The organism is Microbacterium sp. SORGH_AS_0421, from assembly GCF_030818635.1.
Classification (GTDB): Bacteria; Actinomycetota; Actinomycetes; order Actinomycetales; family Microbacteriaceae; genus Microbacterium.
On sequence record NZ_JAUTAO010000001.1, the window covers coordinates 2117560 to 2141934 of the forward strand.

The 24375-nt window shown below is 68.3% G+C and carries 25 protein-coding genes and 1 pseudogene; 20 read left to right on the forward strand and 6 right to left on the reverse strand.

What is annotated here, in order from left to right:
* Nucleotides 1-65: 65 nt before the first annotated feature.
* Nucleotides 66-1052, reverse strand: coding sequence for a helix-turn-helix domain-containing protein (locus QE416_RS10095; RefSeq protein ID WP_307315816.1), 987 nt, complete (start codon nt 1050-1052; stop codon nt 66-68).
* A gap of 215 nt (nt 1053-1267) precedes the next feature.
* On the opposite strand from QE416_RS10095, the gene QE416_RS10100 reads away from it, so the two are divergent.
* Nucleotides 1268-2521, forward strand: coding sequence for an acyl-CoA dehydrogenase family protein (locus QE416_RS10100; RefSeq protein ID WP_307315821.1), 1254 nt, complete (start codon nt 1268-1270; stop codon nt 2519-2521).
* Nucleotides 2522-2573: 52 nt separating this feature from the next.
* Here the strand turns inward: QE416_RS10100 and epsC are convergent, their stop codons facing one another.
* Entirely contained in the window at nt 2574-3143 is a 570-nt protein-coding gene (gene epsC / locus QE416_RS10105) for a serine O-acetyltransferase EpsC (protein WP_307315823.1), read from the reverse strand.
* Between the two features lies 1 nt (nt 3144).
* Nucleotides 3145-4084, reverse strand: a pseudogene (gene cysK / locus QE416_RS10110) (cysteine synthase A).
* Between the two features lie 99 nt (nt 4085-4183).
* Here cysK and prmC point away from each other — a divergent pair.
* The 17 genes from prmC (at nt 4184) to QE416_RS10195 (ending at nt 19638) form a co-directional block, all read left to right on the forward strand.
* Nucleotides 4184-5077 (forward strand): peptide chain release factor N(5)-glutamine methyltransferase, encoded by an 894-nt coding sequence (gene prmC / locus QE416_RS10115; protein ID WP_307315825.1) that lies wholly within the window; start codon nt 4184-4186, stop codon nt 5075-5077.
* 39 nt (nt 5078-5116) lie between these two features.
* Entirely contained in the window at nt 5117-5854 is a 738-nt protein-coding gene (locus tag QE416_RS10120; RefSeq protein ID WP_210071969.1) for an L-threonylcarbamoyladenylate synthase, read from the forward strand.
* On the forward strand, nt 5851-7023 hold the full coding sequence (locus tag QE416_RS10125; RefSeq protein ID WP_115920134.1) for an MraY family glycosyltransferase: 1173 nt from the start codon (nt 5851-5853) through the stop codon (nt 7021-7023). The genes QE416_RS10120 and QE416_RS10125 overlap by 4 nt, the downstream gene beginning before the upstream one ends.
* Complete coding sequence (locus QE416_RS10130; RefSeq protein ID WP_307315833.1) at nt 7020-7508, forward strand: hypothetical protein; 489 nt, start codon at nt 7020-7022, stop codon at nt 7506-7508. Before QE416_RS10125 ends, QE416_RS10130 begins: the two co-directional genes overlap by 4 nt.
* Nucleotides 7509-7721: 213 nt before the next feature.
* The gene (atpB, locus tag QE416_RS10135) at nt 7722-8534 is read left to right on the forward strand and encodes a F0F1 ATP synthase subunit A (protein ID WP_373458879.1); all 813 of its coding nucleotides are present in this window, start codon (nt 7722-7724) and stop codon (nt 8532-8534) included.
* A 44-nt stretch (nt 8535-8578) separates the two neighbouring features.
* Complete coding sequence (gene atpE / locus QE416_RS10140; RefSeq protein WP_043360904.1) at nt 8579-8812, forward strand: F0F1 ATP synthase subunit C; 234 nt, start codon at nt 8579-8581, stop codon at nt 8810-8812.
* Between the two features lie 35 nt (nt 8813-8847).
* Nucleotides 8848-9405 (forward strand): F0F1 ATP synthase subunit B, encoded by a 558-nt coding sequence (locus tag QE416_RS10145; protein ID WP_103210253.1) that lies wholly within the window; start codon nt 8848-8850, stop codon nt 9403-9405.
* Nucleotides 9405-10193: a F0F1 ATP synthase subunit delta gene (locus QE416_RS10150; protein WP_210071967.1), complete on the forward strand. Its 789-nt coding sequence runs from the start codon at nt 9405-9407 to the stop codon at nt 10191-10193. Before QE416_RS10145 ends, QE416_RS10150 begins: the two co-directional genes overlap by 1 nt.
* Before the next feature lie 62 nt (nt 10194-10255).
* A complete protein-coding gene (gene atpA, locus QE416_RS10155) occupies nt 10256-11887 on the forward strand; it encodes a F0F1 ATP synthase subunit alpha (RefSeq protein WP_103210257.1) in 1632 nt (543 codons plus the stop codon).
* Nucleotides 11888-11911: 24 nt separating this feature from the next.
* Nucleotides 11912-12811, forward strand: coding sequence for a F0F1 ATP synthase subunit gamma (locus QE416_RS10160; RefSeq protein ID WP_210071966.1), 900 nt, complete (start codon nt 11912-11914; stop codon nt 12809-12811).
* A gap of 22 nt (nt 12812-12833) precedes the next feature.
* Nucleotides 12834-14282, forward strand: a complete 1449-nt coding sequence (gene atpD / locus QE416_RS10165; RefSeq protein ID WP_210071965.1) for a F0F1 ATP synthase subunit beta — start codon at nt 12834-12836, stop codon at nt 14280-14282.
* A gap of 1 nt (nt 14283) precedes the next feature.
* On the forward strand, nt 14284-14544 hold the full coding sequence (locus tag QE416_RS10170) for a F0F1 ATP synthase subunit epsilon (protein WP_058597269.1): 261 nt from the start codon (nt 14284-14286) through the stop codon (nt 14542-14544).
* 70 nt (nt 14545-14614) lie between these two features.
* Nucleotides 14615-15364 carry a YaaA family protein gene (locus QE416_RS10175; RefSeq protein WP_307315841.1) on the forward strand — a complete coding sequence of 250 codons (750 nt, stop codon included), beginning with the start codon at nt 14615-14617 and terminating at the stop codon, nt 15362-15364.
* 100 nt (nt 15365-15464) lie between these two features.
* On the forward strand, nt 15465-16127 hold the full coding sequence (locus QE416_RS10180) for a large exoprotein (RefSeq protein ID WP_210071963.1): 663 nt from the start codon (nt 15465-15467) through the stop codon (nt 16125-16127).
* Nucleotides 16128-16192: 65 nt separating this feature from the next.
* Nucleotides 16193-17173, forward strand: coding sequence for an aldo/keto reductase (locus QE416_RS10185; protein ID WP_307315844.1), 981 nt, complete (start codon nt 16193-16195; stop codon nt 17171-17173).
* A gap of 115 nt (nt 17174-17288) precedes the next feature.
* Nucleotides 17289-18062, forward strand: coding sequence for a PP2C family serine/threonine-protein phosphatase (locus tag QE416_RS10190; RefSeq protein WP_267786544.1), 774 nt, complete (start codon nt 17289-17291; stop codon nt 18060-18062).
* A gap of 43 nt (nt 18063-18105) precedes the next feature.
* A complete protein-coding gene (locus QE416_RS10195) occupies nt 18106-19638 on the forward strand; it encodes an APC family permease (RefSeq protein WP_307315848.1) in 1533 nt (510 codons plus the stop codon).
* 36 nt (nt 19639-19674) lie between these two features.
* Here the strand turns inward: QE416_RS10195 and QE416_RS10200 are convergent, their stop codons facing one another.
* Nucleotides 19675-20658 carry an asparaginase gene (locus tag QE416_RS10200; RefSeq protein WP_307315851.1) on the reverse strand — a complete coding sequence of 328 codons (984 nt, stop codon included), beginning with the start codon at nt 20656-20658 and terminating at the stop codon, nt 19675-19677.
* Between the two features lie 137 nt (nt 20659-20795).
* On the opposite strand from QE416_RS10200, the gene QE416_RS10205 reads away from it, so the two are divergent.
* A complete protein-coding gene (locus QE416_RS10205) occupies nt 20796-21266 on the forward strand; it encodes an OsmC family protein (RefSeq protein ID WP_307315854.1) in 471 nt (156 codons plus the stop codon).
* A 47-nt stretch (nt 21267-21313) separates the two neighbouring features.
* The gene (locus tag QE416_RS10210) at nt 21314-21793 is read left to right on the forward strand and encodes a hypothetical protein (RefSeq protein ID WP_210071957.1); all 480 of its coding nucleotides are present in this window, start codon (nt 21314-21316) and stop codon (nt 21791-21793) included.
* A gap of 152 nt (nt 21794-21945) precedes the next feature.
* On the opposite strand, the gene glpK is transcribed toward QE416_RS10210, so the two are convergent.
* Entirely contained in the window at nt 21946-23457 is a 1512-nt protein-coding gene (gene glpK / locus QE416_RS10215; protein ID WP_210071956.1) for a glycerol kinase GlpK, read from the reverse strand.
* An 84-nt stretch (nt 23458-23541) separates the two neighbouring features.
* Nucleotides 23542-24297 carry an MIP/aquaporin family protein gene (locus QE416_RS10220; protein WP_307315859.1) on the reverse strand — a complete coding sequence of 252 codons (756 nt, stop codon included), beginning with the start codon at nt 24295-24297 and terminating at the stop codon, nt 23542-23544.
* Nucleotides 24298-24375: the final 78 nt, after the last annotated feature.

Here is a 24375-nt window from a genome sequence, read left to right on the forward strand (position 1 = left end):
GGCTGCGACAGCTACCCGGCGCGATCCGCCTCGCGAGGCTGCACGGACACCCCAGCGCAGGACGGCTACCCGGCGCGCTCCCACAGGGCGCTGTCGTCGTCGAGGTGCTCCAGGATCTCGCGGGGCGTCTGCCCGAGGTGGTGGCGGAAGGCCCGGTGCAGGTGCGACAGGTCGCTGAAGCCCCACTTGGCGGCGAGTTGCGTCATCGTCATCCGCCCGCGCTCCGCGCGCAGGTCGTCGGCGCACTCCCGCACCCGCACGCGCATGACGGTCTGGCCGAACGTGAGGGGAGCGTCCTCGTACAGCTGGTGGAGCTTTCGCACCGAGACGGCGAAGTGTCGAGCGATGGCTGTCGGCGACGTGTCCACGAACCGGATGTGGCGCTCGAGGTGGCGCTCGATGCTGCGACGCAGCGCCTCGTCGCCGCCCCGTTCGTCGCCGAGGGATTCGGTCGTCGCGGAATGCGTGAGGGCCCGGCTCAGAGACGCGACGGCGACCCCCACGGCATCCGCTTCGCTGTCGGTCATTCTCGACGCCTGCTCCCACGAGGAGCGCAGGGTGTCGGCGATGACTGCGCCGAGCCCGGTCGCGGCGGAGAACGTGCGTGCCGTGGCATCCGCTCGCAGGACGTCGGGGATGTCGTGAGCCGGCACGCGGAACGACACCGTCCGCCACGGGTCGAGGTAGTCCAGCGTGAACGAGCGGGTGGCATCCACGATCGAGAACGTCCCCGGACCCGACATGCTGCGTCGGCCGTCCTGCGAGACGACGCAGCGTCCGTCGAGCATGAGGTTGACGAAGACGACCTCGTCCTCGACGCGGCGCACCTCGTCGGGGCCGTGGTGGATGACCTGTGCGCACGTCGCGATCTCGGCACCGGTGGTGTGGCCGAACGGCCTGCTCTCGACCCGGCCCTCCAGACCCACGCGGGACCAGTCGTCGCGCGCGTCGCGCGCCGCGGGGCTGAGCGGTGTGAAGGCGGCGCACACGACTTCGCGCCAGTACGCGAACTGTTCTCGCGGCGGTCGCTCGCGAGTGTCCCATCGATTCATCGGTTCCTCCTCGGCGGCCCGCGCATGTCGACGAACTCAGCAGAGCAACGTGCTGTTACCCGGGACGCCGCGTCGCGTGTCATCCCGGTAACGAAGTGCTCACCGCTGCATCGCGTGCACTGTCGTCCTCGCCGTCGTGCACGCGCGTCCAATTCCCGCGGTCCGCGGCGCTGCGACGCTACCCACACCTCATCCGACGAGACAGGAGCTCATCCGTGGCCATCGACTTCACCCTCTCCGAAGAGCAGCTCGGTCTGCGCCTGCAAGCGCGGGAGTTCGCCGAGACCGTGCTCAGCCAGGTTCCCGACGTCATCGCGCCGATTCCCGACCCGCTCGACCGGTTCCGCGCCCTGAAGCCCTTCTACCAGCAGATGGTGGATGCCGGATTCGTCAAGGGACTCATCCCGGTCGAGAACGGCGGGCACCGCTTCAGCAACCTGCAGTTCGCCCTCGCGTGCGAGGAGCTCGCGCGCGTCGAGATCAACACCCCGACCATCGTCCTCGGTACCGGTCTCGGCACCTTCCCGATCATCACGGCGGGCACGCCCGAGCAGAAGGAACGCTTCCTCGCGCCCTTCGTCGACGGCAGCCCCGCTCTCGCGGCGATCGCGTTCACGGAGGCGGCGGGAGGCGCCAACTTCGATCACCCCGACCCGAAGTACGGCGTGCAGACCTTCGCCGTCCGCGACGGTGACGAGTGGGTCATCAACGGGCGGAAGGCGTACACGACCAACGCCTCGGGCTGGGACGACGAGGGCGCCGACATCATCAGCGTCGTCTGCCGCATCGACGAGACCAAGCCCCCGGCCGAGTCGCTCGCGATCATCGTCGTCGAGAAGGGCACGCCCGGTGTCACCTTCTCGGGCATCATCGACACGATGGGCCACCTCGCCACGAACTCGCCGTACGTGGACTTCGTCGACGTCCGCGTGCCCGTGGAGAACCTCATCGGTGCGCCCGGTGACGGGATGGCGCTGACGAAGGGATCGTTCTCGTGGACGTGCTCCAGCATCGCCGCGGCGGCGGTCGGCAAGATGCGCCGTGCCTTCGAGATCGCGTACGACTTCGTCTCGACCGAGAAGCGCTCGGGCAGTGTGCCGGTCATCGACCACCAGAACGCCGGATACATGCTCGCCGACATCAAGACGCGGATCGAGGTCGGCCGGTACTTCGCCTGGAAGGCCGCCGACCACTTCGACAAGACCGGGGGCCTCGACCGCGAGCTGTCGAACATGTCGAAGATCTACAACTCCGAGCTCGCCGTGCAGACGGTCTATGACGCGATGCGCCTCGTCGGGGTGGACTCCTACGGCGACCGCGTACCGCTCGGCGGCATCATGCAGGACGTGCTGTGCCTGCCGATCTACGACGGCGGCAACATGGGCGTGCGACGCCGCCACCTGCATGAGATGCTGCGCACCCCGGGCTACGACCACCTGGCCGCGGCGGAGAACCGCCTGTCGGTCTGACCGACCCACCCCCGTGCGGGAACGCGGCGATGGCGGACCCGCACGGGGGTGTTCAGATCCAGTACTCGGGCGTCGTCAGCACCGCGCGGGTGTCCTCGCCGGCACGGCGTTGACGCGCTTTGGCGGGGACGCCGACGAGCACGCTGTCGGCCGGGGCATCCGCGGTCACGACGGCGTTGGCGCCGACGGCGCTGCGGGCGCCGATCGTGATCGGCCCGAGGATCTTCGCCCCGGCGCCGACCGCGACCCCGTCGTGCAGGGTCGGGTGGCGTTTGCCGCCCTCGCGCTGACGACCGCCCAGGGTGACGCCGTGGTACAGCATCACGTCGTCGCCGACCTCGGCCGTCTCGCCGACCACGACACCCATGCCGTGATCGATGAAGAAGCGTCGACCGATCGCGGCGCCGGGGTGGATCTCGATCCCGGTGAGCCACCGGGTCACCTGCGACAGGGCCCGCGCCGGGAAGCGCAGACCCCGTCGCCAGAGCCGGTTCGCGATGCGGTACGCCCACACGGCGTGAAGCCCCGGGTACAGCAGCGCGATCTCGAGGCCGCCGCGCGCCGCGGGATCGCGGAGCTTGGCCGAGGAGATGTCTTCGCGGATGCGGGAGAGGACCCCCACGTCAGTCTTCGCGCAGGTGCTCGTAGAGCGCCGTCGAGAGGTACCGCTCGCCGTAGGAGGGGATGATGACGACGATGTTCTTGCCCGCCGCCTCGGGGCGCCGCGCGACCTCGAGGGCCGCCCAGATCGCCGCACCCGACGACATGCCGACCAGGATGCCGTCTTTCGCAGCCGTCTCACGGGCCAGGCGGATCGCGTCGTCGAACTCGACGTCGATCACCTCGTCGATGATGTCGCGGTCGAGGATCGCGGGCACGAAGTTGGGGCCGATGCCCTGGATCTTGTGGGGACCGGGGTGGCCCTTGGTGAGCACGGGGGAGTCGGCGGGGCTCGACGGCGACGACCTTGACCCCGGGCACGCGCTCCTTGAGCACCTGGCCGACGCCGGTGATGGTGCCGCCGGTGCCGATTCCGGCGACGAAGTAGTCGACCTTGCCCTCGGTGTCGCGCAGGATCTCTTCGGCCGTGGTCTTGCGGTGGATCGCGGGGTTCGCCTCGTTCTCGAACTGGCGGGCCCAGACGGCGCCCGGCGTCTCGGCGACGATGCGCTTGGCCTCGTCCACGGCGTGCGACATGCCCTTGGTGGGATCGGTGAGTACGAGCTCGGCGCCGAAGGCCTTGAGCAGGATGCGGCGTTCCTTCGACATCGAGGCCGGCATCGTGAGGATGACCTTGTACCCGCGTGCGGCGCCCACCATGGCGAGTGCGATGCCGGTATTGCCGCTCGTCGACTCGACGATCGTGCCGCCGGGCTTGAGCTCGCCCGAGGCTTCGGCCGCGTCGATGATGGCGATGCCGAGGCGGTCCTTGACGCTCGAGGCGGGGTTGTAGAACTCGAGCTTGGCGAGGATCTGGCCGCCCGCGCCTTCGGCGACGCGGTTCAGCCGCACGAGCGGCGTGTCGCCGAATGCAGAGGTGATGTCGGAGTGGATGCCGGGCATGGCTCGCCTTTCGCCGTCGGTCGGGACGCGATCATTTTAGGCGAGCCTTCCGACACCGCCGGCCCGTGTGACGCCGCGCGACTAGGCTGGGCTCCCGTCATGCCAGAGACCGTCCCGCTCCCCGTCCCCACGGCCCTTTCGGTCGCCGATGTCCTGCGCTCCGCCGCGCAGCGACTGCACGCGGCGGGAGTACCTGATCCGCAGGTCGACGCCGAACTCCTCGTCGCCCATGTGCTCGACTCCTCCCGCGGCGGGGTGCAGGCCGCCGCCATCCGCGGAGACCGGATGCCGGAGCCCGCCGCGCGCGCCCTCGCCCCTCTGCTCGACCGCCGTGCGGCCCGTGAGCCCCTGCAGCACCTCACCGGTCTCGCGCCGTTCCGTTCCCTGGAGCTGGCGGTGGGACCGGGCGTGTTCGTCCCGCGCCCCGAGACGGAGATGGTGGCCCAGCTCGCGATCGACGCGCTGCGCTCTGCGGCATCCGAGGCGCCGATCGCGGTCGATCTCGGAACCGGCAGCGGCGCGATCGCGCTCGCGATGGCCACCGAGGTGCCCCACGCCCGTGTCTTCGCCGCCGAGAACTCGGTTGATGCGTTCGTCTGGACGAAGCAGAACGTGGCCCGCGTCGGTGCCGACAACGTCACACTCGCCTTCGTCGACCTCGCCGACGCGTTCCGCGAGCTCGACGGAACCGTGTCGGTCGTGGCATCCAACCCTCCTTACGTTCCCGACGACGCGATCCCGCGTGATCCCGAGGTGCGTCTCTACGACCCGCCGGCGGCGCTGTACGGGGGACCGGACGGACTGGATGCCGTGCGCCATCTCAGCCGCGTCGGACTCCGGCTCGGTCACCCCGGGGCGATGATCGTCATCGAGCACGGCGAGTGGCAGGGCGAGGCCATCCGCGACATCCTCGTCGCCGACGGCTGGCGCTCGGCCGCGACCCACCGCGATCTGACGAGCAGGGATCGCGCCACCACCGCCACCCGTCCGTGACCACGCGGAGGGCGGCGCGCGACTAGACTGACGCGCGTTATGTCACCCGTCTACGACTGCCGTGACGAATCGCAGCTGCTGTCCGGAATGCGCCACGCGCGTCAAGCGATCGGCCGCGGCGAGCTCGTCGTGCTCCCCACCGACACCGTCTACGGAATCGCCGCGGACGCCTTCAACGCGCGTGCCGTCGCGGGCCTGCTCGAGGCGAAGGGCCGCGGACGCCAGCAGCCGCCGCCCGTCCTCGTTCCCGGAGTCGGGACGCTGCGGGCCCTCGTCGCCGAGATCCCTCCCGCCGTCGACGATCTCGTTCGCGAGTTCTGGCCGGGAGGGCTGACGATCGTGCTTCCCGCCCAGCCCTCGCTCTCGTGGGACCTCGGTGACACGCACGGCACGGTCGCGGTGCGCATGCCCGCGCAGAAGATGACGCTCGAACTGCTCGAAGAGACCGGACCGCTCGCGGTGTCGAGCGCGAACCTCACGGGTCGAGCAGCGGCGGTCGACATCGACTCCGCTCGTGACATGCTCGGCGACAGTGTGGCGGCCTACCTCGACGCCGGCGTCAGCGAGACGGGCGTCGCCTCGACGATCATCGATGCCACGACACTCGTCGGGGGAGCGGAACCGCAGATCCGCGTGCTGCGCGAGGGCGCGATCTCGCGCGACCGTCTGCGCGCGGTGGTGGGCGACCTCCTCGAGCCGGACCCCGTCGACGAGGTCGTGGACCCCCTCGCGACACCCTCCGCAACGACCCCGGATGCCGAGGCGCCGGGTCCGTGACCCAATACCTCCTCACCATCCTGTTCACGGCGGCGGTCACGCTCGCGCTGTCGTGGGTGGTGTGGAAGCTCGCTCTGCGGTTCAAGCTGTACCCCGGCATCCGCGACCGCGATGTGCACAAGACGCCCACCCCGCGCCTCGGTGGTGTCGCGATGTTCCTCGGCGTGGTCGCCGCCTTCGCGCTCTCGAGCAGGAACCCCTACTTCGCGATCTTCTGGATCGACCCCGTCCCGGTGCTCTCTCTGCTTGGGGCGGTGCTGCTCATCGTGCTCGTCGGCGTCGCAGACGACCTGTGGGATCTCGACTGGATGATCAAGCTCGGGGCGCAGTTCGTGGCGGCCGGCATCATCGCCTGGTTCGGTCAGCTGCAGATCCTGTCGTTGCCGATCGGCGCACTCACGGTGGGATCGAGCTGGGTGAGCTTCCTGCTGACCGTGTTCGCGATGGTCGTCGTCATGAACGCCGTGAACTTCATCGACGGGCTGAACGGTCTCGTGGCGGGCGTCTGCCTGATCGCCAACGGCGTCTTCTTCGCGTACTCGTACCTCCTCGTGCGCGATACCGGAGCGAGCACCTACTTCAACCTCGCGTCCTTCATCGCGGCGGTGCTCGTGGGGGCGTGCCTGGGCTTCCTCCCGATGAACTGGACCCCGGCGAAGCTCTTCATGGGCGACGCGGGCGCGCTCATGCTGGGGCTGCTCATGGCGAGCTCCGCCGTCGCGATCACCGGTCAGCTCGACCCCGCGGTGCTCGATCCCGAGAAGATCGGCCGTTCGCAGCTGCTCGGTGCCTTCATCCCGATCCTGTTGCCCGTGGTCATCGTGCTGCTGCCCCTGCTCGACTTCGGGCTCGCGGTCGCTCGGCGGCAGTGGGCGGGCAGATCGCCCTTCTCGCCGGACCGCAAGCACCTTCACCACCGCATGCTCGACATGGGGCACACCGACCGCGACGCGGTCCTCATCTTCTACAGCTGGACCGCCGTGGTGAGCCTCGCGTTCCTGCTGATGTACATCGGCACCCAGCAGGGCTGGCCCGGCGACTACGCGATCGGCATCGCCTTCGGCGTGACCGGTGTCGCCGCTTGCGCCGTCCTCACGCTCCTGCCCTCCCAGCACCGTCTGCGGTTGTCCCGCCGACCCCGACCCACCCGACCGGAGTCCCCCTCATGAGCAGTGTTTCGCCCGCCCCTCGTCGCCCTCTCTCCAGTACCCCGGTGCTGCGCACCGCCCTGGTATGGGGTGGCATCGTGACGGCGGTGCTGCTCGTGCTCGGGGCTGTCGTGGGCTTCCTCGTCGGGGGCGGGGGAGGCCTCGGCAGCGCCCTGTCGGGCGTCGCGGTCAGCGCGATCTTCCTCGCGGTGACGGCCATCAGCATCCTCGTGGCGAACCGCTGGTTCGGAGATGCCCTCTACGTGCCGATCTTCTTCGGAATCGTCCTGGGCGGGTGGCTGCTGAAGCTCATCCTGTTCATCGTGGCGATCGTGGTGCTGCGCGGACAGGGGTGGGTCGACCCGGTCGTGTTCTACGTGGCGCTCGTCGTCAGCGTCATCGCCTCGCTCGCCGTCGACGTGGTCGTGTTGCTGCGCATGCGTATCCCGAGCGTGAGCGACGTGACCCTGCCCACCGACCCCGACGCGGGTGATCGCCGATCCTGAGACCCCCGTATCTCATGAGGCGGCACGTCGAGGCCCATTAGTCCGTCGGCGAGACGATCACGGCACTCGGACTCATGGATCCGCCGGGAGTTTGATAGGGTTGCCGTAGTACCCACCCGCGATTGGAACTCTTCTCCAGGCTCGCACTTCGGGTAACAATCACCGACCATCGTCGCAACGGTTCACACCGATGCCCCGAAGCTGGAGCCAGCGCTGACTACTCAAGCTGCGACCCTGATCACGAACTTCGCGTCCGCGGGTGCCGAGTTCCACCCGCCGTCCATCTCGGAGTTCTTCCCGGATGCGGTGCTGTTCGAGGGCACGATCTTCGCGATCACGCGTATCAACCTCACGCAGATGCTGGCGACGCTGGCCCTCGTTCTCTTCCTCGTGCTCGGCACTCGCCGCATGAAGGTCGTCCCCGGCCGCTTCCAGAGCGTCGCCGAGATGGGCTTGGACTTCGTCCGCGTCAACATCGCCGAGGACATCCTCGGACGCAAGGACGGCAAGCGCTTCCTGCCGATCCTCACCACCATCTTCTTCATGGTGCTGTTCATGAACATCACGGGTGTCATCCCGTTCCTGAACATCGCCGGCACCAGCGTCATCGCCGTTCCGATGCTGCTCGCGATCGTGGCCTACGTCACCTTCATCTACGCAGGCATCAAGAAGAGCCCCGCCGGCTTCTTCAAGAACGCGCTGCTGCCCTCGGGCGTCCCGTGGCCGCTGTACATCGTCATCGTCCCGCTCGAGTTCCTCTCCACCTTCATCATCCGGCCCGTCACCCTGACGCTGCGTCTGCTGATGAACATGGTCGTCGGTCACCTCATGCTGGTCCTGTTCTTCTCGGCGACGCAGTTCTTCGTCGTGGGGCTCAGCGGATGGTGGACGGCTCTCGGCGCCGGTTCGCTGGCCTTCGGCTTCGCCTTCACCCTGTTCGAAATCTTCGTCGCCTTCCTCCAGGCGTACGTCTTCGCGATCCTCACCGCGGTCTACATCCAGCTCGCGGTCGCAGAAGAGCACTGAGCGGCCCGGCGCACGCCGAGCCACCCAACGAAAGGAAAAAACCCGTGGACGCAACTACGGTTCTCGCCCAGGTCACCGGTAACGTCGCCACGATCGGCTACGGTCTCGCCGCCATCGGCCCCGCCATCGGCGTGGGCATCGTCGTCGGCAAGACGATCGAGGGCGTCGCCCGTCAGCCCGAGCTCGCGGGCCGCCTGCAGGTCCTGATGTTCATCGGTATCGCCTTCACCGAGGCGCTCGCCTTCATCGGTATCGCGACCGGCTTCATCTTCACTTGATCCCGGCCGCTCTCGATTCACTGTAAGGAGACAGGATGCTGAACGCTCTTGTCACTCTCGCCGCGGAGCCCGCGGGGGAAGCGCACAACCCGCTGCTTCCTGCGGTCTACGACATCATCTGGTCGGCGGTGTGCTTCGTCGTCATCATCTTCGTGGTGTGGCGCGTCGCTCTGCCGCGCATGGCGAAGCTGCTCGACGAGCGCAGTGCTGCCATCGAGGGCAACATCGCGAAGGCCGACGAGGCCCAGCGTCAGGCCGAGGCCGCCCTCGAGCAGTACACGGCTCAGCTCGCCGAGGCGCGCCGCGAAGCCGGTGAGATCCGCGAGTCCGCCACCCAGGACGGTCGCAAGATCGTCGCCGAGGCGCGCGAGACCGCGGCAGCCGATGCCGCTCGCATCACCGCGTCCGCTCACGCGCAGATCGAGGCGGAGCGTCAGGCGACCCTCGTGCAGCTGCGCTCCGAGGTCGGTACCCTCGCGGTCGACCTGGCCGGCAACGTGATCGGTGAGACCCTGTCCGACGACGCGCGTGCGAACGCCGTGGTCGACCGCTTCCTCGCCGAGCTCGAGGCGTCCGAGAAGGCGGCCAAGTAATGGGCAGCGCGACCACTCAGGCGCGGACCGCGACGACGGAGGCCCTGGCCTCCACGTCGGGCGTCGATCTCGACGTCGCGCGCGAGCTGTTCGCGGCCGTCGGTGCCGTGAGCGGATCGTCGCAGTTGAGCGGCGCGCTGTCCGACTCGTCGGTGCCGGCCCCCGCTCGCGCGGGGCTGGTCTCGGCCGTCTTCGGCTCCACCTACCGTCCCGCCACGGTCGCCCTGCTCTCCAGCGCTGCCCAGCAGCGCTGGTCGAACGCCGGGCAGTTCGTCGAGGGTCTCGAAGAGCTGGCGATCCAGGCGACCTCGGTCGCCGAGTCGGCGGACATCGAGTCGGAGCTGTTCGCCTTCTCGCGCACCGTCGCGAGCAACGGCGAGCTCGAGCTCGCTCTCGGTGGGCGCCTCGGCGGGGCCTCGGCGAAGGGGTCGCTCGTCTCGACCCTTCTCGACGGCCGCGCGAGCACCGGCACCGCACTCATCGTGTCGTCGCTGGTGCAGCACGCCCGCGGCCGCCGCGTACGCGCCCTGCTTCGCCGGGCCGAGCGCATCGTCGCCGACCAGCGCGCGCGGATCGTCGCCACCGTGTACGCCGCAGCCCCCCTCAGCGCCGAACAGCAGACTCGTCTGCAGAACGCTCTCAGCGCACGTTACGGTTCAGCGGTCACGCTGAACACCGTGATCGACCCGACGGTGGTCGGCGGTCTGCGCGTGCAGGTCGCGGACGACGTCATCGACGCGAGCGTGTCCGCACGTCTCGCTGACCTCCGCCAGCGGATCGCAGGCTAAAGACTTTCCGCCCGAATGGGCGTGGATCTGGGGGCCGAGTGCCCCACGAACGAAGGAAGACAATGGCAGATCTCTCTATCAGCCCCGACGTCATTCGTGACGCGCTGAAGGACTTCGTCAACGCCTACGAGCCCACCGGCGCCGCGGCGACCGAGGTCGGCGCCGTCGTCGACGCGGCCGACGGCATCGCGCACGTCGAGGGCCTTCCGGGCGTCATGGCCAACGAGCTCATCCGCTTCGCGGACGGCACGCTGGGCCTCGCTCAGAACCTCGACGAGAACGAGATCGGTGTGGTCGTCCTCGGCGACTTCGCCGGCATCGAAGAAGGCCAGAGCGTCACTCGCACCGGTGAGGTCCTCTCGGTGGGTGTCGGTGACGGCTACCTGGGCCGCGTCGTCGACCCGCTCGGCAACCCGATCGACGGTCTCGGCGAGATCGCGACCGAGGGGCGTCGCGCGCTCGAGCTCCAGGCTCCCGGCGTCATGCAGCGCAAGAGCGTCCACGAGCCGCTGCAGACCGGCATCAAGGCGATCGACGCCATGATCCCCGTCGGTCGTGGCCAGCGTCAGCTCATCATCGGCGACCGCCAGACCGGTAAGACGGCGATCGCGATCGACACGATCATCAACCAGCGGGCCAACTGGGAGTCCGGCGACGTCAACAAGCAGGTGCGTTGCATCTACGTCGCGATCGGCCAGAAGGGCTCGACCATCGCTTCGGTGAAGGGCGCCCTCGAGGAGGCGGGCGCGATGGAGTACACCACCATCGTCGCCGCCCCGGCGTCCGACCCCGCCGGCTTCAAGTACCTCGCCCCCTACACCGGCTCGGCCATCGGCCAGCACTGGATGTACGGCGGCAAGCACGTGCTGATCATCTTCGATGACCTGTCGAAGCAGGCCGAGGCCTACCGTGCCGTTTCGCTGCTGCTCCGCCGCCCGCCGGGCCGCGAGGCTTACCCCGGCGACGTCTTCTACCTGCACTCGCGTCTGCTCGAGCGCTGCGCGAAGCTCTCCGACGAGCTCGGTGCCGGTTCGATGACGGGTCTGCCCATCATCGAGACGAAGGCGAACGACGTCTCGGCGTACATCCCGACCAACGTGATCTCCATCACCGACGGCCAGATCTTCCTGCAGTCCGACCTCTTCAACGCCAACCAGCGTCCCGCTGTCGACGTGGGTATCTCGGTCTCGCGAGTGGGCGGTGACGCTCAGGTCAAGTCGATCAAGAAGGTGTCGGGAACCCTGAAGCTCGAGCTCGCGCAGTACCGCTCGCTCGAGGCCTTCGCGATGTTCGCCAGCGACCTCGACGCGGCTTCACGTCGTCAGCTCGCCCGCGGTGCGCGTCTGACCGAGCTGCTCAAGCAGCCGCAGTACTCGCCGTACCCCGTCGAGGAGCAGGTCGTCTCGATCTGGGCCGGAACGAACGGCAAGCTCGACACCGTCGAGGTGTCCGACGTCCTGCGCTTCGAGCGCGAGCTGCTGGACTACCTCCGCCGCAACTCGACGGTGCTCGACACCCTGCGTGAGACCAACGTGCTCGGTGACGACACGCTCGCGGAGCTCGAGCAGAAGATCGACGCATTCGCGAAGGAATTCCAGCCCGGCAAGGACCAGGGCGTCGTCGGCGCCGAGAAGGTCGACGCTGCCGAGGCGGAAGACGTCAACCAGGAGCGGATCGTCAAGGGCCGTCGCTGATAGCGACGACACGAGAACGGAATCATGGGCGCACAACTGCGGGTCTACAAGCAGAAGATCTCTTCTGCTCAGACGACCAAGAAGATCACGAAGGCGATGGAGCTCATCGCGGCTTCGCGCATCCAGAAGGCGATGGCGCGTGTGCGCGCGGCATCGCCCTTCGCGCGGGCCGTCACGAGCGCCGTCTCCGCGGTGGCCACGCACTCCTCCGTCGACCACCCGCTGACGACCGAGCGCGAGAACATCCGCCGTTCGGCCCTGGTCGTGTTCACCTCCGACCGAGGCCTGGCGGGAGCGTTCAACTCGCAGATCCTTCGCGAGGCTCTCGAGCTGGCCGAGCTCCTGCGTTCGCAGGGCAAGGACGTGGTGTTCTACCTGGTGGGTCGCAAGGCCGTCGGCTACTTCCAGTTCCGCCGCATGGCGAGCGCCGCGCAGTGGGTCGGTGACACCGACACCCCGCAGTTCTCCACCGCGGAGGAAATCTCGGATGCCGTTCTCCAGGCGTATCGCGCTGGTGGCGACAACGAGGGTGTCGACGAGATCCACCTCGTGTACAACCGCTTCGTCAGCATGATGACGCAGTCGCCCGAGTCGGTGCGCCTGCTTCCGCTCGAGGTGCTAGAGGCCGACGAGGCCCCGGGTCAGGCCGAGATCTACCCGCTCTACGAGTTCGAGCCGGACGCCGAGACCGTGCTCGATGCGCTTCTGCCGGTCTACGTCCAGAGCCGAATCTTCAACGCCCTCCTCCAGTCGTCGGCCGCCAAGCACGCCGCGACGCAGAAGGCCATGAAGTCGGCCAGCGACAACGCCGACAAGCTCATCACCGACTACACCCGCCTGCGCAACAACGCGCGTCAGGCGGAGATCACGCAGCAGATCGCCGAGATCGTCGGCGGCGCCGATGCTCTGGCATCCGGCAAGTAAGTTCCCAAGGAGAGAAGAAGCCATGAGCCTCACCGCCGAGAAGACCGACGCGGCCGTCGTCGGACGCGTCGCGCGCGTCACCGGCCCGGTCGTCGACATCGAGTTCCCGCATGACGCGATCCCCGAGATCTACAACGCGCTGAAGACCACGATCACCATCGGTGACGAGTCGACCGAGATCACCCTCGAGGTCGCTCAGCACCTCGGTGACGACCTCGTGCGCGCCATCGCCCTCAAGCCCACCGACGGCATCGTCCGCGGTCAGGAAGTGCGTGACACCCGCGGCCCCATCTCGGTGCCCGTCGGAGACGTCACCAAGGGCAAGGTCTTCGATGTCACCGGTGAGGTGCTCAACGCCGCTCCCGGTGAGCAGGTCGAGATCACCGAGCGTTGGGGCATCCACCGCAAGGCGCCCAGCTTCGACCAGCTCGAGTCCAAGACCGAGATGTTCGAGACCGGCATCAAGTCGATCGACCTCCTCACCCCGTACGTGCAGGGTGGAAAGATCGGCCTCTTCGGTGGCGCCGGCGTCGGCAAGACCGTCCTGATCCAGGAGATGATCCAGCGCGTCGCGCAGGACCACGGTGGTGTCTCGGTGTTCGCCGGTGTCGGTGAGCGTACCCGTGAGGGCAACGACCTCATCGGCGAGATGGAAGAGGCCGGTGTCTTCGACAAGACCGCCCTCGTGTTCGGTCAGATGGACGAGCCGCCGGGAACGCGTCTGCGCGTCGCGCTGTCGGCCCTGACGATGGCTGAGTACTTCCGTGACGTCCAGAAGCAGGACGTGCTGCTGTTCATCGACAACATCTTCCGCTTCACGCAGGCCGGTTCCGAGGTCTCGACGCTGCTCGGCCGCATGCCCTCGGCCGTGGGTTACCAGCCGAACCTCGCCGACGAGATGGGCGTGCTCCAGGAGCGCATCACCTCCACGCGCGGCCACTCGATCACCTCGCTGCAGGCGATCTACGTCCCCGCCGACGACTACACCGACCCGGCTCCGGCGACCACCTTCGCTCACCTCGACGCGACCACCGAGCTGTCGCGTGAGATCGCGTCGAAGGGTCTCTACCCGGCCATCGACCCGCTCACCTCCACGAGCCGCATCCTCGACCCGCGCTACATCGGTGCCGACCACTACCGCGTGGCCACCTCGGTGAAGCAGATCCTCCAGAAGAACAAGGAACTGCAGGAGATCATCGCCATCCTCGGTGTCGACGAGCTCTCGGAAGAGGACAAGATCGTCGTGTCGCGTGCGCGTCGTATCCAGCAGTTCCTCTCGCAGAACACCTACATGGCCAAGAAATTCACCGGTGTCGAGGGCTCCACGGTCCCGATCAAGGAGACCATCGAGTCGTTCGACGCGATCGTCAAGGGTGAGTTCGACCACGTTGCCGAGCAGGCGTTCTTCAACGTCGGTGGCATCTCCGACGTCGAGGCCAAGTGGGCGCAGATCCAGAAGGAGAACGGCTGACATGTCGTTGCGCGTGAGCCTGGTGTCGGCCGACGCCGAGGTGTGGACGGGGGAGGCCTCGCTCGTCGTGGCCAAGACCGTCGAGGGTGAGATCGGTTTCATGCAGGGTCATGAGCCGGTTCTCGCGATCCTCGCCCAGGGCGAGGTGCGCATCACCCGTACCGACGGCTCGAAGATCCTCGCCAACGCCGAGGACGGCTTCCTGTCGATGGCGAACGACGAACTCACGATCGTCGCCGGAAACGCGGCACTCGTCTCCTGACACCGTCTCTTTCCCTCGACGCGCGTCGCCCGATTCCGGGCGGCGCGCGTCGTCTGTCTGCGGAGAACCCATGCTCGTCCTTCTTCCCCCGTCCGAGACCAAGCGACCGGGCGGCGACGGCCTCCCTCTCGATCTCGCGGGGCTGCCCCTGCCCTCGTTGAGCGGTGCGCGCAAGACCGTCGTCGATGCGCTGGTCGCTCTCTCCTCCGATGAGGAAGAAGCCGCGCGGGTACTCAAGATCAGCGCGAAGCGTCGGCACGAGATCGGCGACAACGCGGCCCTGCGTACCGCGCCGACCATGCCGGCGATCGATCGCTACACCGGGGTCCTCTTCGATGCCCTGGATGCCGCCGGCCTCGACGCCGCGGCGCGTGCCTGGCTCGGCGACCACGTGATGATCCAGTCCGCGCCGTTCGGACCGGTCGGAGCTCTCGATGGCATCCCGGCCTATCGTCTCGCGGCGGGCACATCGCTGCCGGGCACTCCGGCGCTGCGACGCATCTGGGCAGACGCCGTGAGCCAGGCGTGGGCAGAGCTTCGGCCGGACTTCGTCCTCGACCTGCGCTCGGAGGCGTACGCCGCGCTCGGTCCCCTTCCCGCCGGGGTGGCGGCGGTGTACGTCCGCGTGATGAGCGAGGACTCCGGCGGCGCGGCGCGCGCCCTCAACCACTTCAACAAACACGCGAAGGGGGAGCTGGTCCGGGCGCTGGCCGTGCAACGAGCGCGGATCGAGACCATCGACGACCTTCATGAATGGGCGGAGGGCGCGGGGTGGACGCTCCGCGCCGGCGCACCCGGCGAGGTGGCGCTGATTGTATAAGTCTCGCGCGCCCCTGTCAGGAAAGTCTCAGGATCGCTAGCATGTGAGACGCGGGGGGCGCATGGATGCTTCCCGCGCACTCGCTTGGAAAGGAACTCGCATGAGTGACTCCTACTACTACGACGACGGGAGCGGTGCCGCCGCTCTCGCAGCAGTCTTGCTCGTCCTGATCCCGATCCTCTTCATCCTCGCTGTCGCGGCATACGTGATCTCGTCGTTCCTCTACATGAAGATCTTCGAGAAGGCCGGTGTGCAGGGCAAGTGGCGCGCCTGGGTGCCCGTATACAACGGCCTCATCGCCGCCAAGCTCGGCGATGTCTCGCCGTGGGTGGTCCTGATCGTCGCGGTCGCCTCGAGCGTGCTCTCGAACATCCCGGTCATCGGCCCGATCTTCAGCCTCGCGATCCTTGCGGTCGCGGTCATGTACTCGTACCGCATCGGCCTCAAGCTCGGTAAGGACTGGCCGCTGCTCCTGCTGTGGTTGATCCCCGGTATCGGCGCGCTCATCTGGCTCGCGATCATCGCCTTCAGCAACAATCGATGGAACCCCGCGATCGCTCCCGCGCCGTGGGCCAACTCCTTCCTCGCCGACAAGACGGTGTGGAACGGCATCCCCGTTCAGCCGAGTCAGCCCGTCGCCGGCAACGGTGGCGGATACGCCGGCCCCGGCTACGGCGCGCCCCCGGCGCAGCAGCCGTACAACCCGCCGGCCACGGGTACGACCCCGCCGCCTCCGGCTCCGCCGGCAGGCCCCCAGGTCTGACGTCATCGAAGGGCTCCTCGTCACGACGGGGAGCCCTTCGTCGTACGCGGCGATAGCGTGGAGGGATGACGTCCCCCGTTCTTCCCCTCCGCGGCGTAGGCCGTTCCGGACTCCGCGTATCCGCGGTAGGCCTCGGCTGCAACAACTTCGGGCGCGCCGGCACGGCGACCGAGACGATCGAGGGCACGCGGGCGGTACTCGACGCCGCCATCGGGGCGGGGGTGACCTTCCTCGACACCGCCGACATGTACGGACGCGAGTTCGGTCTGTCCGAGAGCCTGCTGGGGGAGGCTCTCGAGGGACGACGCGACCAGGTCGTCCTCGCGACGAAGTTCGGGCACTCCGACTTCGCGCCGGCGATCTCGGGAGGGGCGAAGGGGTCCCGCACGCATGTGCGCCGCGCCGTCGAAGCCTCGCTGCGTCGCCTGCGGACGGACTGGATCGATCTCTACCAGCTGCACACGCCCGATCCGTCGACCCCGATCGATGAGACGCTCGACGCTCTGAGCGACTTGGTTCGCGAGGGCAAGGTCCGTTACGTCGGCCACTCGAACTTCGCGGGGTGGCAGATCGCCGAGGCCGACCACGCGGCGCGGGGGGTGCGTTTCGTCTCGACCCAGAATCAGTACAGCCTGCTCGCGCGCGCCGCAGAGCGTGAGGTCATTCCCGCGGCTGAGCGCTACGGCCTGGGGCTCCTGCCCTTCTTCCCCCTGCACAACGGACTGCTCACCGGCAAGTTCACGCGTGACGGCGGGCCGGAGGACAGTCGCATCATGCGCCAGAGGCGGCATCTGTGGAGTGAGGCGCCGTGGGACGCGCTCGAGCGCTACCAGGCGTTCTGCGACGCGCGCGGCATCAGCATGCTCGAGGCGACCTTCGCCTGGTTCCTGTCCAAGCCCGTCGTCTCGAGCGTGATCGCCGGAGCGACGAGTCCCGAGCAGGTCCGAGCGAACGCCGCCGCGGCTACCGCGTGGACGCCGAGCGGGGAGGACCTCGTCGAGCTCGACGGCATCCTGCCCCTCCCCGCGGATCCTGCCGCGGGGTGATCGACGCGGAGGTCAGGCGCACGTGCGGCGCGTCCGCGGATCGGGGGCGAGCGTCGACTAAGATGACAGGGCCGTGCGGTTTCGCCGGCGCAGTCGGCCAACCGGAGGATCGTTCGTGCCCGAGGTGACCACCCACACGCGCACCGTCTCGCTCGGCGAAACCGTCCTCGAGCTGTCGTGGGCAGCGAGCACCGAGGTCGGACGTCGCCGCGAGGTCAATCAAGATGCGGTCTTGGCCGACTACCCGCTGTTCGTGGTGGCCGACGGTATGGGCGGACACCTGGGCGGAGAGATCGCCAGCGCGAGCACCGTCGAACGTCTCCGCGCCGTCGTCGCGACCGGTCCCGTCTCGACCAAGAACATCGAGAAGGCCCTGTCCCGCGCGGTCAAGGACATCGTGGCCCACCCGGAGACGACCGACGAGGGCACCGGCACCACCCTCACGGGCGTATACCTCGAGACCCAGACGGACGAACCCCACTGGGTGACCCTGAACATCGGCGACTCGCGCGTGTATCTTCTGCGCGACGGCGAGATCGTCCAGGTGACGACCGATCACTCGGTGGTCCAAGAGCTCATCGCGGCGGGACGCCTCAGTCCCGAAGAGGCGGAGAATCACCCCTACGGCAACGTCATCACGCGGGCCGTCGGCCCGAGCGACAGCGTCAAGCCCGACTATCTTCGCCTCGACGTGCTCGACGGTGACCGCTTCGTCATCTGCTCCGACGGTTTGACCAAGGAGCTCACCGACTTCGGCATCCGTCATTTCCTCGAGGCGAACGCCGACCCGGCCGCGGCCGTCGACGCGATGATGGCGGCAGCGCTCGAGAACGGTGGGCGCGACAACATCTCGATCGTCGTGCTCGACGTCATCCGTCGCCCCGCATAAATTCATCTTGACCGCGGAGACCCGCGGATTCTACGTTCGGCGTATGACCTCCGCACCCGAACGGACGGCCGGCAAAGGCCTGGCCGCCGGCACCCTCGGCCTCTGGGGCTCGACCGTGATCGGTCTGGCATCCACCGCTCCGGTGTATTCCCTCGTCGCCACCCTCGGATTCGTCGTCCTCGCGGTGGGGGCTTCGGCGCCGATCGCTTTCGTCCTCGCGTTCATCCCGATGCTGTTCATCGCCTTCGCCTATCGCGAGCTCAACAACGAGGTGCCCGATTGCGGGACCACGTTCACCTGGAGCACGAAGGCCTTCGGTCCGTGGGCCGGGTGGATGGGCGGCTGGGGCGTCGCGGTCGCCGGGATCGTCGTGCTCGCCAATCTCTCGCAGATCGCGGGTGTCTACCTCTGGTCCCTCGTCGGTGACGGCTCTCTCGCCCAGAACGTGCCGCTCGTCACCGCCACCGGCGTCGCGTTCATCGCGGCGATGACCTTCATCAGCTACCGCGGTGTCGAGATCGGCGAGCGGATCCAGAACATCCTGCTCGCGGTGCAGTACGTCGTGCTCGCGCTGTTCGTGGTGCTGGCGCTGTGGAAGTTCTTCGACGGCACCGCGCCGAACCCCACGCCTTTCGACCTCGCATGGTTCAACCCGTTCGGTTTCACGGACTGGAGCGGGTTCACCGAGGCGGTTCTGCTCGCCCTCTTCATCTACTGGGGCTGGGACACCTGCCTGGCGCTCAACGAAGAGACCAAGGACCCCCAGCGCATCCCCGGGCGCGCGGCATTGCTCACGACCGTCATCCTGCTCGGCACGTACGTCACGGTCACCGTCGCGGCGATGATGTACGCCGGGGTCGGAGAAGACGGGGCGGGCCTGGCCAACCCCGCGAACGCCGACGACGTGTTCCTCGCCCTCAAGGACGATCTGTTCGGTCCGTTCGGATGGGTCCTCGTCGTCGCCGTGCTCATCTCGGCGGTGTCGTCCACGCAGACCACCATCCTCCCGACGGCGCGCGGAACGCTCGCCATGGCCGCCTACAAGGCGCTGCCGCATCGTTTCCAGACGGTGCACCCCCGGTACCGCACACCGTCGTTCTCGACCCTCGTGATGGGGATCGTCGCCAGCGTCTACTACGTGGGCATGACGCTCATCAGCGACAACATCCTGCAGGACTCGATCCTGTCGCTCGGCCTCGCCATCGCCTTCTACTACGCCATGACCGGCTACGCCTGCGTCTGGTACTACCGCCGCCAGCTGTTCTCCTCGGCGAAGAGCCTCGTCTATCGCGGCATCCTGCCCCTGCTCGGAGCCCTCATGCTGACCTACGCCTTCGTGCAGTCGGCGATCGACATGTACGACCCCGAGTACGGCAACACCGTGCTGCTGGGCATCGGGGGCACCTTCGTGGTCGGAATCGGTGCGCTCGCGCTCGGCGTCGTCCTGATGATGCTCTGGTTCGTGTTCCCGGCGGCCAAGCCGTTCTTCCGGGGCGAGAGCCTCAATCGCGAAACCGAGGTGCTCGTGCCGGACGAGCCGATCGCGCACCCGCGCTCGGTCGACGGAGGTATCTGACTCGAAGCGTCCCGCGTCGCGCAGGACGAGATCGGGTCAGACGGCGGAGCGGATGGAGCCGACCTCGTGGCCGCCGCCCAGCACCGACAGCGAAAGCTGCGCGACGGTGTCGGCGACCTCCTGCGAGGTGAGGGCACCGACGCGTTCGAGCAGCCGCAGGGCGACGACGTGTCCGGCGCGGTTGGAGCCGTCGAGCATCTTCAGAGCGACCGTGGTGCCGTCGGGTGCGGTCATGACCTGCACACCCTCGGCGCCCATCTTCGAGAACACGCCGAGTCGCTCGATGACCACCGTGTCGGGGCGACCGGGGCCGTCGATCGTCCACGGGTTCTCTTTCACCGCGCGCACGAGGGTGCCGGCGCTGCGGTGCAGCGCGAAGGGGGAGCGCTCCGACGACGTCGCGATGCGCTGGATGGCTCGAGCGAGCCCGACGAGGCTCATGGCGTAGACGGGAGCGCCGCAGCCGTCGATCGCGGTCGTCGTCATACGCTCACCCACGAGACGCTCGATGACCTCGCGGATGTGCGCCTGGAGCGGGTGCTGCGGGTCGAGGTAATCGCCCGTGCTCCAGCCGTTGGCCACGCACGTCACGAGCATCGCGGCGTGCTTGCCCGAGCAGTTCATGCGCAACGGCGAGGGGGAGGCGTGGTCGCGCACCATCTCGTCACGCGAAGCGGTGTCGGTGGGCCACGCGGCGGGGCAGCCCAGGTCGTCCTCGGTGAGGCCGGCGGCCTGCAGGATGCCGCGGGCCACCTCGGCGTGACGCTCGGTGCCCGCGTGGCTCGCCATCGAGATCGCGAGACGCTCGTCGGCCAGCTCGGCTCCGCCCGACAGACACGCCAGGGCCTGGAGCGGTTTCATGCTCGAGCGGGGGAGGAACAGGGCGCCCGCCTCGCCGAGGGAGAGCTTCTCGGTCCCGTCGGGCGCGAGGACCACGGCGACGCCGTAGTGACGGGATTCGACGAAGCCGTTGCGGTCCACGACGGCGAGTTCGACGGAGGCGGGAGGTGTTGCGGGCATCCCTCCATCGTATCCGGCCGGCCCCTCTTCCACGGGGGCGGCCAGATCGCGCGAGCGGCCGGGAATCGTCGCTCCCAGGGATCGCCGGACGACGTTCCCCGGCGTCTCCTGCCGCGCGGACGGGGCAGACTGGGGGCATGAACGGAGAGCATCACTACCGCCTGCGCTCGACCTGGACCGGCGATCTGGGAACGGGCACGAGCGGGTATCGCGACTATGAGCGTGCCGTGACCCTCGAGGTCGACGGCAAGCCCGCGATCGCGGCATCCGCCGACAAGCCCTTCCGGGGCGACCCGGCCAAGTGGAACCCCGAGGAGCTGCTCATCGCGGCGCTGAGCGAGTGCCATCTGCTGTCGTATCTGCACGCGTGCGTCACGACCGGTGTCGTCGTCACCGCCTACGAGGACGATGCTTCGGGGACGATGCAGGAGGACGGCAACAGCGGGGGAGCCTTCACCGAGGTCGTCCTTCGCCCCCGCGTGCGCGTCGCCGAGGAGTCGATGGTCGAGGCCGCGCTGGCCGCTCACCGGCAGGCGCGTGAGTGGTGCTTCATCGCCAACTCGGTGAACTTCCCCGTGCGACACGAGCCCGAGGTCACCGCGGGCTGAGCGCCGCGCGTCGCGGGAGGCGCGGCCCGGCGTCGTACAGTGAGCGCATGCAGCTCGAACCCGCCCTGCGCCGCCTCGACCGGATCGCCGGCGGGCGCCAGGCCGATCACCGCGTCTCCGTCTCCGCCGATCCGAAGGTGCACCGCGCCTTCCGGGCGATCACGTTGCTGCTGGTCGTGGGCTTCGTGCTGGGTGTCGCGACGGTCGCGGTCGCCTTCGTCATGACCCTGAACGGCGAAGACGTCGGTTTCGCGGTGTGGATGCGGTGCCTCGTGGTGCTCGCGATCACCACGACCCTGTTCTACTTCCTCTGGCGCGCCCGCGCCGGGTGGTACTGGGCGTTCCGCCGCCTGCAGCTGTTCAGCCGCATCTTCCCCATCGTCGCCCTCGTGCTGGCGGCAATCCCCGGTCTCTATCCCTTCTGGGTCGTGACCGAGCAGATCCTCTTCGCGATCCTGCTCATCGGCGTCTCGGACTACCTGCTCTCCGACGCCGTACGTGCGGCGTATCCCAAGCCGCAGCGTTGAGGGTCGCGGCATCCGGACGCCGCACACCCGGCGTCTCGAGAGGGTGACGCCCCCCATGCTCAGCGGCCTCGCCTCCGTGCGAAAGGGCACGCGAACGACGGAACCCCGCCGGCTCGAGGCCGACGGGGTTCCGTCGTGGGGGAGGGGCGGGATCAGCGCACGTCGTCGTCGATCCAGTCCATCGACTTGGTGACGGCCTTCTTCCACAGGCGCAGTTCGCGCTCGCGCTCGCCGTCGTCCATGTTCGGCTCCCAGCGCTTGTCTTCCTGCCAGTTGGCGCGCAGGTCGTCGAGGTTGTCCCAGAAGCCCACGGCGAGGCCCGCGGCGTAGGCGGCCCCGAGGGCGGTGGTCTCGGCGACGACCGGACGTACGACCGGCACGCCGAGGATGTCGGCCTGGAACTGCATCAGGGCGTCGTTGGCGGTCATGCCGCCGTCGACCTTGAGCTCGGCCAGGTCGACGCCGGAGTCGGCGTTGACCGCGTCGAGGACCTCGCGCGACTGGAAGGCGGTGGCCTCGAGGGCCGCGCGGGCGATGTGACCGCGGTTGACGTAGCGGGTCATACCCACGATCGCGCCGCGTGCGTCGGGACGCCAGTACGGTGCGAACAGGCCCGAGAACGCCGGCACGAAGTACACGCCGCCGTTGTCGTCGACGCTCTCGGCGAGCTTCTCGACCTCGGGGGCCGAGGAGATGATGCCGAGCTGGTCGCGCAGCCACTGGATGAGCGAGCCGGTCACGGCGATCGAGCCCTCGAGAGCGTAGCGCGCGGGCTGGTCGCCCAGCTTGTACCCGAGCGTCGTCAGCAGGCCGTTCTTGGAGTGGACGATCTCTTCGCCCGTCTGGAAGATGAGGAAGTTACCCGTTCCGTAGGTGTTCTTGCTCTCGCCCGGGTCGAAGGCCGCCTGGCCGAAGGTCGCCGCCTGCTGGTCGCCCAAGATGCCCGCGATCGGGGTTTCGCGCAGCAGCGACGAAGACTCGACGGTGCCGTAGACCTCGGAGGAGGAGCGGATCTCGGGGAGCATCGAGACGGGGACGCCGAAGTCCGCGAGGATGTCCTCGCGCCACGAGAGCGTCTCGAGGTCCATGAAGAGCGTGCGGCTGGCGTTGGTGACGTCGGTGGCGTGAACGCCGCCGTCGATACCGCCGGTGAGGTTCCACAGCACCCAGCTGTCGGTCGTGCCGAACAGCAGGTCGCCGGCTTCGGCCTTCTCACGCGCTCCGTCGACGTTCTCGAGGATCCACACGATCTTGGTCCCCGAGAAGTAGGTCGCCAGCGGCAGGCCCACGATGCTCTTGTAACGCTCGGGGTCGCCGTCCGCGAGGCGGTCGACGATCGACTGCGTGCGCGTGTCCTGCCAGACGATCGCGTTGTACACGGGCTTGCCCGTGTTCTTGTCCCACACGACCGCGGTCTCGCGCTGGTTGGTGATGCCGACGGCGGCGATGTCGTGGCGGGTGATGTCGGCGCGGCTGAGGGCCAGGCCGATCACCTCCTGGGTGTTGCGCCAGATCTCGGCGGGGTCATGCTCGACCCATCCCGCGCGCGGGAAGATCTGCTCGTGCTCCTTCTGTCCGACGGAGACGACGCTCCCGGACTTGTCGAAGATCATCGCGCGCGTCGAGGTCGTGCCCTGGTCGATGGCGAGGACGTAGTCGGCCATGGATGGACTCCTTTGTCAGTGTCTGTTACGGGTGAAGAGGATGAGATGAGGGGAGGGGCGTCGGGAGACGTTCCGCGAGGGTGACTACTTGCCGAGGCTCAGGAGCACCGGGGCCAGCAGACCCGCGAGCAGACCACCGACGAGGGGGCCGGCGACCGGAACCCACGCGTAGCCCCAGTCGCTCGAACCCTTGCCCTTGATGGGGAGGAGGGCGTGGGCGACGCGGGGGCCGAGGTCACGGGCCGGGTTGATCGCGTAACCGGTCGGGCCGCCGAGGGAGGCGCCGATACCGACGACGAGCAGGGCCACGGGGACGGCCGCGAGGCCGCCGATGCCGCCCGGGACGCCGATGTCGGCCACGCCGTAGTCGCCGAAGCCGAAGATCACGAACACCAGGACGAAGGTGGCGATGACCTCGGTGAGGAAGTTGAAGCCGTACGAGCGGATGGCGGGACCGGTCGAGAAGACGCCGAGCTTGGCGGCGGGGTCGGGCTCGTCGTCGAAGTGCTGCTTGTACGAGGCCCAGGCCAGGACGGCGCCGATGATGGCACCGACCATCTGCGCGGCGACGGCTACGAGGAACTGGACGAAGGAGATCTTGCCGGCGACCAGGAGGCCGATCGAGACGGCGGGGTTCAGCTGGGCGCCGGAGTATGCGGAGACGATGACACCGGCGAAGACCGCCAGGCCCCATCCCCAGTTGACCATCAGGGTGCCGCCGGCGTTGCCCTTGGTCTTGGCGAGGGCCACATTGGCGACCACGCCGCAGCCCAACAGGATGAGCATGGCGGTGCCTACGACCTCGGAGAGGAAGTACAGCCCCAGGTTCACTTCTTGCATGTCGTCATCGACCTTTCTTTCGTCACCCGGACACCTTCGGCTCGGGTGGTAGTGCGGCTCGGTGCTCCGAACCTACGG